Here is a 7,734-nt window from a genome sequence, read left to right as displayed (position 1 = left end):
CCTCACACCTCCCCAGCCTCGTCACCGGCGCTACGCGCCGGTTGCAAGCGAGAGCTTTGCTCTCGCCCTGTCGCTGGCGCCGACGGCGCCAGCGACTCACTCGCGCGGCGCTCCTCGCGGGCAGATTGCCCGCTCGGAGGCGCGCGCCACCGCGACAGCACCGGCGAGCCGCGTCGTCGCCAAAGTCGATCGAGATCGCACGAACGTGCACATAGAAAAGCATTAGAACGGGCTCGATAACCACGTAAGTGAATGAGTCTCTCCGAACCGGACCGCGAGCTCGTGGTGGCCGAGCTCGGTCGGGAGCCGACGACCGCCGAGGCCGCGCTGTTCGAGAACCTCTGGAGCGAGCACTGCGCGTACCGCTCCTCGCGGCCGCTGCTGTCGGCGTTCGAGAGCGAGGGCGACCAGGTCGTCGTCGGTCCCGGCGACGACGCGGCCGTCCTCGCACTGCCCGAGCCGGACGCCGCCGACGCCCCCGCGGCCGACCGCGACGACGACGACTACGGCGACCAGTACGTCACCTTCGGCGTCGAGAGCCACAACCACCCCTCCTTCGTCGACCCGTTCGACGGGGCCGCCACGGGGGTCGGCGGCATCGTCCGCGACACCATGTCGATGGGCGCGTACCCGATCGCCTTACTCGACTCGTTATACTTCGGCGGCTTCGACCGCGAGCGCTCGCGGTACCTCTTCGAGGGCGTCGTCGAGGGGATCTCCCACTACGGCAACTGCATCGGCGTCCCCACCGTCGGCGGCAGCGTCGCCTTCCACGGCGGCTACGAGGGGAACCCCCTCGTCAACGTCGCCTGCGTCGGCCTCACGAACGAGGACCGACTCGTGACCGCGACGGCCAAGGAACCCGGCAACAAGCTCGTCCTCGTCGGCAACGCCACCGGCCGCGACGGGCTCGGCGGCGCGTCGTTCGCCTCCGAGGACCTCGCGGAGGACGCGGAGACGGAGGACCGCCCCGCGGTGCAGGTCGGCGACCCCTACGCCGAGAAGCGGCTGATCGAGTGCAACGAGGCGCTCGTGGACGAGGACCTCGTCCTCTCCGCCCGCGACCTCGGCGCGGCCGGGCTCGGCGGCGCCTCCTCCGAGCTCGTCGCGAAGGGCGGGCTCGGCGCCCGCATCGACCTCGACCGCGTCCACCAGCGCGAGCCGAACATGAACGCGACCGAGATCCTGCTCGCCGAGAGCCAGGAGCGGATGTGTTACGAGGTCGCCCCCGACGACGTCGAGCGCGTCGCGGCGCTCGCCGACCGGTTCGACCTCGGCTGCTCGGTCATCGGCGAGGTGACCGACGGGAACTACGTCTGCGAGTTCGCCGGCGACGGTGAGGCGTCCGAGTCCGAGACCGTCGTCGACGTCGACGCCGAGTACCTCGCCGACGGCGCGCCGATGAACGACCTCGCGAGCGAGACCCCCACGCCGGCCGACCGCGACCTCCCCGACCCCGAGCCCGCGCTCGCCGACGCGGTCGAGGCGGTCGTCTCGGCCCCGTCGACCGCGAGCAAGCGCTGGGTGTACCGCCAGTACGACCACGAGGTCGGCGCCCGGACCGCGGTGAAGCCCGGCGACGACGCCGCGATCATGGCGATCCGGGAGACGGCGGCGGACGGCGAGGGGGAAGCCGGTGACGACGCCGCCCCGGCCGACGCCGACGAGCGGGGGGTCGGGCTCGCGCTCTCCTCGGGCGCGAACCCGAACTGGACGTCGGCCGCCCCGTACGAGGGCGCCCGCGCGGTCGCGCTGGAGAACGCGACCAACCTCGCCGCGAAGGGCGCGGTCCCGCTCGCGGCGGTCGACTGCCTCAACGGCGGCAACCCGGAGAAGCCCGACGTGTACGGCGGCTTCGAGGGGATCGTCGACGGGCTCGCAGACGCCTGCGCCGCGCTCGACACCCCGGTCGTCGGCGGGAACGTCTCGCTGTACAACGACAGCGTCGAGGGGCCGATCCCGCCGACGCCGACGCTCGCGCTGATCGGGACGAAGCGCGGCTACGACGCGCCGCCGGCGGCCCTCGACGCCGACCGCGCGGCCGACTCCGAGCTCCTCCTCGTCGGCGCCGGCGGGGACGCCCTCGGCGGCTCCGAGTACCTCGCGCAGGCGGGCGGGACGGACCGGTTCCCGGACCTGCCGGACGCCGACGCCGGCGCCCGCGGGCTCGCCGACCTCGTCGCGTCGCTCGCGGCGGTCGCCCGCCACGAGTCGACGCTGGCGACCCACGACGTGAGCGACGGCGGACTCGCGGTCGCGCTCGCCGAACTGGTCACCGACGCGGCCGGCGTCGACGCGACGCTCCCCGACCGGGTCGCGGCGTTCGACGAGACGCCCGGTCGCCTCGTCGTCCAGACGACCGACCCCGAGGGCGTCGCCGAGGCCGCGGGCGACCTCCCCGTCCACCGCCTCGGCGAGGTGACGACGGACGGGACGCTCTCGCTGTCGGTCGGCGACGAGTCGACGGCGCTCGACGCCGACGCGATCCGGGAGCTCCGCGGCGTGATCGAGCGCGAGCTGGCCTGACGACGGGCCGTCGACCCTCCGGCGTCCCCGATTTTCGTCCGGCGAAAGCGAGCGATACGCTTTTAGGCCTTCCTAAAATACGTAGGGGCAACCAGGGGACGCCGGCAGGCTCGGCGCCCGATTCACCGATGGCTCAGACACAATCAGTCGGAACGAAGCGATCGAGCGCGACGGAGAGCGGATCGCCCGCGGACCCGTCGCCCGATCCGGTGTTGTCGCTGTCGGACGTGACCAAGGAGTTCGGGCCGGAGACCGCCGTCGACGGGGTCTCGCTCGACGTCGAGCCCGGCGAGCTCCTCACCTTCCTCGGCCCCTCCGGCTGCGGGAAGACGACGACGCTCCGGACCATCGCCGGACTGGAGGAGCCGACCGAGGGACAGATCCGGCTCGGCGGCGAGACCGTCGCCGGCGACGGCGCGCTCGTCGCGCCGGAGCAGCGCGACGTCGGCATCGTCTTCCAGAACTTCGCGCTGTTCCCGCACCTCACCGTCCGCGAGAACATCGCCTTCGGGCTCTCCGACGCCGACGAGGCGGCGACCGCGGCGCGCGTCGACGAGCTGCTCGAGCTCGTCGAGATGACCGACCACGGCGAGAAGACGCCCGACCAGCTCTCCGGCGGGCAGAAGCAGCGGGTCGCGCTCGCCCGGTCGCTCGCCCCCGAGCCCGAGGTGCTCCTGCTCGACGAGCCGTTCTCGAACCTCGACGTCCGGCTCCGCGTGGAGATGCGCGAGGAGGTCCGCCGCATCCTGAAGGAGGCCGGCGTCACCGCCGTCTCCGTCACCCACGACCAGGAGGAGGCGCTCTCCATCTCCGACCGCGTCGCCGTCATGAACGAGGGGAAGATAGAGCAGGTCGGCCGCCCCGAGCAGGTGTTCGAGCGCCCCGAGTCGAAGTTCGTCGCCTCCTTCCTCGGGCGGGCGTCGTTCCTCGAGGGCGAGCTCCGCGACGGGAAGGTCGAAACCGGCATCGGCCGGTTCGACGCCGTCACGCTGGAGGGGTACGACACCGTCTACGACGGCGCGCCGGTCGACGTGCTCGTGCGCCCGGACGACCTCCGGGCGACGCCCGCGAGCCCCGAGCTGGCCGACGGCGTCATCGTCTCGCGACAGTACGTCGGCCCCTCGTTCGTCTACCGGGTGGAGCTGGAGACCGGCGACACGGTCCACTGCCTCCACAACCACGTCGAGGAGTTCGGGCTCGACGAGCCCGTGAGCCTGGAGCTCACCGCCGACCACCCGCTGGCGTGGTACCCGCGGTAAGCGCGTCGCTGGCGGCGGTTCGTCCTATCTGTTAAAACCGGAGCGACCCGTGCTGCTTAGAAGCTGAACAGGAAGGGGAGGACGTACGCGACCAGCAGACCGACGAGGGTGACGGCCGCGCCGATGCCGACCTCGCGGCTGCCGAACTCCTGCATGGGGGCGGTCACGCGCTCGTCCGGGTCGGGTTCGTGAGAGTGGTCGTCCATGTGCGAGGGTCAGTACGGCGGACATATAAGCGCATCTGAACCGGGCGGTGGATGCGACGCCCGATCGCGGAGTTCTCGGCGGGTCCGTCGGGGAGATTTATCAGACGCCGTGTTGACCGACACGTATGACGGGCGTCGAACTCACCGATCGCGGGCTCGTCGTCGACCGCGAGCCGAACCGGCTCGACGAGCTCGCTGTCGGGTTCTCCGAGATCCTCTCTCGGCTCGACATAGACCACGTCTTCGTCGCCGGCTACGTCGCGATCCTCGCCGGCCGGTCGCGGTCGACCGAGGACATCGACGTGTTCATCGAGCGCTGTTCGGTCGAGCGGATCGACGGGCTCGTCGCCGAGCTGGAACGCGAGGGGTACTGGGGACCCGCGATGCCGCTCTCCGAGATGCACGGGAACCTCTCCAACGAGACGAACATCTGGGTCGCGCCCGACGGCGAGATGACGCCCCACCTCGAAGTGAAGTTCCCGAGCGACGAGTTCGACGACGCGTCCCTCGCGAACGCGGTGGACGCGCACGTCGGCGGCCACACGGTCCCCATCGGGCCGCTCGAACTCCAGATCGCGTACAAGCTCTCGCTCGGCGGTCGCACCGACCTCGAGGATGCCGCGCACCTCTACACGGTCTTCGGAGAAACGCTTTCCCGCGACCGACTCGAAACGTGGGTCGAACGACTCGACGTCGAGGAGCGCTATGAGCGACTCACGAACGCCTGAGGAGGACTCGGCCGAAGCCGACGACGACCCCGAGCGACCGCCCCGCTACGAGCAGGTGATCCGGTGGGCCGAATATATAAACGAACAGCCGCCAGAGGTGTGGGGACCACAGCAGAACGCGGTCGTGAACGGACAGATCGAGAGCGCGCAGGCGGTCGACGTGAGCGCCGAGGATAGAAAGCGAATTCGGGAGTTCGCGGACGAGACGTTGCGGGCGGAAGGTGAGACCGATGAGAAAAATCACAACGAGGAGTAGGTCGACATCCGAACTCAGCCGTAGGGTATCTCGTCGATGTCCGCTTCGTCGGTCGCGACCCCGGAACTGACTCGGCCGCGCCGCATTCGTTCCTTTTCCTCCTCTGATAGCGGGAGTGACCATGCCATATCGAGGCCTCTCTCACGAGCCGTAATAGTCGTTACTCGAACGACTCCAACTTCCCGACGATCTTCGTGTACACGTCCGGCGCCACGTACCAGCCGTGATCGATCATCGCGTCGATGGCGTCACGGCCCTCCACCGTCGACAGCGCGCCGTCCCTCACGGCGGCGAGAACGACGTACGCGGTCCCGCGCGTCTCGACGTCCTCTACTTCGGCCGCAGAGCGTCCGGCCGACTCGTCCATCGCGGCGACGGCGTCGCGGGCGTCCGCACAGCCGAGCACCGCGGCGTCGCTCAATCCCGGATGTTGCGCGAGCCGCGTCGCGACCGTCGAGTCGTCGGTGTCGACCGCGACGACGTCGACGAGGCCGTCCTCCACGGCGCGCTCGATCCGGCGCGCGTCGTCGTATCCCTGCTCGACACCGGTCGTTACGACTTCTCGGTAGACGGCCTCCGGGACGACTCGCGGCTCGTCCAGCGCCTCGATGACACCGAGCCGGTCCGCCTTCGCGAGGTAGATCAGCGGCGTCGCGTCGAACACCCAGCTCACAGCTCGTCGAGGTCGGCTTCGAGGTGGTCGGCCGAGACCCACGCGTCGTCCGCTTCTTCGACGAGGTCGGCGAACTCCCAGACAGAGACGCCGGCGAGGTCGGCGGCCTTCGCGAGCGACACCTCACCGTCGGCGAACCGTTCGAGCGCGCGCTCGGTGCGCCACTCGTCGAGGCCCTCGGAGAGAAGCTTTCGGACCGCCGTACTCCGGTCGAGGCGTTCCGATTCGAGGTACGCCTCGAGTTCGGCTTCGAGGTCGTCCGGGACGCGAGTGGAGATGGTGGGCATAGCGTATACTATGTGTACGATGTATTCATATGTTTCGGCGGTCGGCCGCCGACAGACTCGTACAATCAGCTCGACAGCAACTATTCACACGGTCGAACCATAACCTTGAGGAACGAAACTATCCGCCGAACGGACTTTCTTCCGTGTCGTCTTTCGCGACCGTGTTCCCGGTACCACTGCCCGAACTGTCCGGCTTTTCGAAGACGCCGTTTACGCCTTCGATCTCGATACCGGCGATCGAACCATCCAGATCATCGTCGAAGTGTCCGATACCGAGGTTCGTATTCGCCGGAACAGACTCGAATCCGTCACTGGACGCCACGTTACCGTCGGCGTCCTCACAGTACAACTTCGCGCTCACGACGCCGTCGACGCCGCTGTTGCCGTTGCTCTCGCCCGTGAGTATCCGCAGCTTGTCGCCGAGGAATTTGACTTTCGTGACACGGTCGGTGACGTCTCTCGGTCGCAGCGTGAACTCCCGGGTCTTGTCGACGCTCGCACCGCCGGCCTCGCCCGAGAACGACAGAACAAACGACGCCTTCCCCGCCTCGTCGAGTTCGATCTGTACGCGAGCCTCGTCTCCGGGGTTGAGCTCACCGCGGCCACCGCCGGCGTCTATCTCAATATTACTTCCTCCGTCCGTCTCGTCGACGAACGTTATGGGACCCTCGATCTCGGTCGCGTCGATTTTGCCGTCCGTCGACATCAGCGTCACCGTCAGATCAAGGCGGTCAGCGAACTGATTTTTGACCCGAACCGCGTCCGCCTCCTCGTCGACCGTTATTCCCAGGTACGCGTTCTCGTCGTCGACGACGTTCACCGACATCCCCCGCTCGGCCTCAACGCTGCTGAACGCGCCGGTGCCGACGCTCAGTGCACCGGAGCTCGCGCCGCCGAACAGGAGGATGGCATGTCGTCGTTTCATGTCGAGTGGGACGTCGGCTTCCGTCACCGATCACGACGCGTTCCGACCGTATGGTTATACGCTCCCGGAACCGCGGAAGGCACCGCCTGAAATCCCGAGCCTTACGTCAGTTCCGGGGGATCGTCGGGTTCGCCGATCTTCATCTCCGCGGTGTAGTACTTGTGCGTGATCGCGGAGAACGCGAACGCCACGACGATCGCGACCGTCCACGCCATGTCTGGCAGGAGGACGAACGGCCACGCGCCGAGCCACACCGCGCCGGTGAGCGCGACGGCGACCCCCGACAACCCGAGGTAGTAGTCGCTCCAAGGGATCTCCTTCCCCTCGACGACGTCCATATATAAATCGACGTTCTGCAGGGCCGGCGTAGGCTCGACGACGCCCCGGTCCTTGTTGAACTCCACGACCCCCGCCTCGTCCATCTTCGGCAGGTGTGACTGCTGGAGCGCGGTGTAGACGCGCTTGCGCTCGTTGCCCGTGATCTCCGTCGTCTCGATCCCGTTCTCCCAGGCCGCGATCTGCTCCGCCATATCGCCGATCGCGATCCGGTCCTCCTCCTCTCGTTTCAGCAGGTGTACCGCGAACCGCCGACGCTGGTTCGACAGGACGTCGAACAGCTCGTCCTCGGACACCTCAGTCGTCGGTTCGACCCCTCCCCCGTCGATCTGCTGTGCCGACGCCATTGTCTGTCAGACACATATTCACAAGTCAACATAAATCCCGCGGTTATGATAATCAAGGAAACTTTCTCTCTGTTTATACAGTCATCAGTACGAATACTCTTTATCGGCGTAATATCGTCTAAGGACGCGAAAACACAGGGATCCGAGAGATCGATATCATCTTTCGATCGCCGTAAATTATCACTTTCTGT

Annotated in this window: 9 protein-coding genes; 4 read left to right on the top strand and 5 right to left on the bottom strand. The window is 67.9% G+C overall.

Annotated elements, in window-relative coordinates; all coding sequences use genetic code 11:
- Positions 1-252: 252 nt before the first annotated feature.
- Both purL and DJ73_RS06080 read left to right on the top strand, forming a co-directional pair.
- Positions 253-2,526 carry a phosphoribosylformylglycinamidine synthase subunit PurL gene (gene purL / locus DJ73_RS06085; protein WP_094528208.1) on the top strand — a complete coding sequence of 758 codons (2,274 nt, stop codon included), beginning with the start codon at positions 253-255 and terminating at the stop codon, positions 2,524-2,526.
- A 128-nt stretch (positions 2,527-2,654) separates the two neighbouring features.
- Complete coding sequence (locus DJ73_RS06080) at positions 2,655-3,785, top strand: ABC transporter ATP-binding protein (protein WP_094528206.1); 1,131 nt, start codon at positions 2,655-2,657, stop codon at positions 3,783-3,785.
- Positions 3,786-3,841: 56 nt separating this feature from the next.
- Here DJ73_RS06080 and DJ73_RS20195 read toward each other — a convergent pair whose 3' ends face one another.
- Positions 3,842-3,991 carry a hypothetical protein gene (locus DJ73_RS20195; RefSeq protein WP_170938252.1) on the bottom strand — a complete coding sequence of 50 codons (150 nt, stop codon included), beginning with the start codon at positions 3,989-3,991 and terminating at the stop codon, positions 3,842-3,844.
- A gap of 125 nt (positions 3,992-4,116) precedes the next feature.
- On the opposite strand from DJ73_RS20195, the gene DJ73_RS06075 reads away from it, so the two are divergent.
- A complete protein-coding gene (locus DJ73_RS06075) occupies positions 4,117-4,719 on the top strand; it encodes a hypothetical protein (protein ID WP_094524952.1) in 603 nt (200 codons plus the stop codon).
- Positions 4,697-4,975, top strand: coding sequence for a hypothetical protein (locus DJ73_RS06070; RefSeq protein ID WP_094528204.1), 279 nt, complete (start codon positions 4,697-4,699; stop codon positions 4,973-4,975). Before DJ73_RS06075 ends, DJ73_RS06070 begins: the two co-directional genes overlap by 23 nt.
- Positions 4,976-5,135: 160 nt before the next feature.
- Here DJ73_RS06070 and DJ73_RS06065 read toward each other — a convergent pair whose 3' ends face one another.
- The 4 genes from DJ73_RS06065 to DJ73_RS06050 all read right to left on the bottom strand — a co-directional run bounded on the left by DJ73_RS06065 (position 5,136) and on the right by DJ73_RS06050 (position 7,543).
- Positions 5,136-5,648 (bottom strand): DUF3368 domain-containing protein, encoded by a 513-nt coding sequence (locus tag DJ73_RS06065; RefSeq protein WP_094557529.1) that lies wholly within the window; start codon positions 5,646-5,648, stop codon positions 5,136-5,138.
- Positions 5,645-5,935, bottom strand: a complete 291-nt coding sequence (locus DJ73_RS06060; protein WP_094528201.1) for a UPF0175 family protein — start codon at positions 5,933-5,935, stop codon at positions 5,645-5,647. Before DJ73_RS06060 ends, DJ73_RS06065 begins: the two co-directional genes overlap by 4 nt.
- A 118-nt stretch (positions 5,936-6,053) precedes the next feature.
- The gene (locus tag DJ73_RS20890; protein ID WP_254921604.1) at positions 6,054-6,761 is read right to left on the bottom strand and encodes a hypothetical protein; all 708 of its coding nucleotides are present in this window, start codon (positions 6,759-6,761) and stop codon (positions 6,054-6,056) included.
- Between the two features lie 200 nt (positions 6,762-6,961).
- Positions 6,962-7,543: a hypothetical protein gene (locus DJ73_RS06050; protein WP_094557528.1), complete on the bottom strand. Its 582-nt coding sequence runs from the start codon at positions 7,541-7,543 to the stop codon at positions 6,962-6,964.
- Positions 7,544-7,734: the final 191 nt, after the last annotated feature.

Source organism: Halorubrum sp. Ea1 (assembly GCF_002252965.1).
Taxonomy (GTDB): Archaea; Halobacteriota; Halobacteria; order Halobacteriales; family Haloferacaceae; genus Halorubrum.
This window is presented reverse-complemented; position numbering and strand designations above follow the sequence as displayed.

Excerpts from the sequence above, each read along its gene's own strand:
- DJ73_RS20890 (WP_254921604.1), bottom strand. The coding sequence starts at position 6,761 with ATGTCGGTGAACGTCGTCGACGACGAGAACGCGTACCTGGGAATAACG.
- DJ73_RS06070 (WP_094528204.1), top strand. The coding sequence starts at position 4,697 with ATGAGCGACTCACGAACGCCTGAGGAGGACTCGGCCGAAGCCGACGAC.
- DJ73_RS06050 (WP_094557528.1), bottom strand. The coding sequence starts at position 7,543 with ATGGCGTCGGCACAGCAGATCGACGGGGGAGGGGTCGAACCGACGACT.
- DJ73_RS06075 (WP_094524952.1), top strand. The coding sequence starts at position 4,117 with ATGACGGGCGTCGAACTCACCGATCGCGGGCTCGTCGTCGACCGCGAG.
- DJ73_RS20195 (WP_170938252.1), bottom strand. The coding sequence starts at position 3,991 with ATGGACGACCACTCTCACGAACCCGACCCGGACGAGCGCGTGACCGCC.
- DJ73_RS06080 (WP_094528206.1), top strand. The coding sequence starts at position 2,655 with ATGGCTCAGACACAATCAGTCGGAACGAAGCGATCGAGCGCGACGGAG.
- DJ73_RS06060 (WP_094528201.1), bottom strand. The coding sequence starts at position 5,935 with ATGCCCACCATCTCCACTCGCGTCCCGGACGACCTCGAAGCCGAACTC.
- purL (WP_094528208.1), top strand. The coding sequence starts at position 253 with ATGAGTCTCTCCGAACCGGACCGCGAGCTCGTGGTGGCCGAGCTCGGT.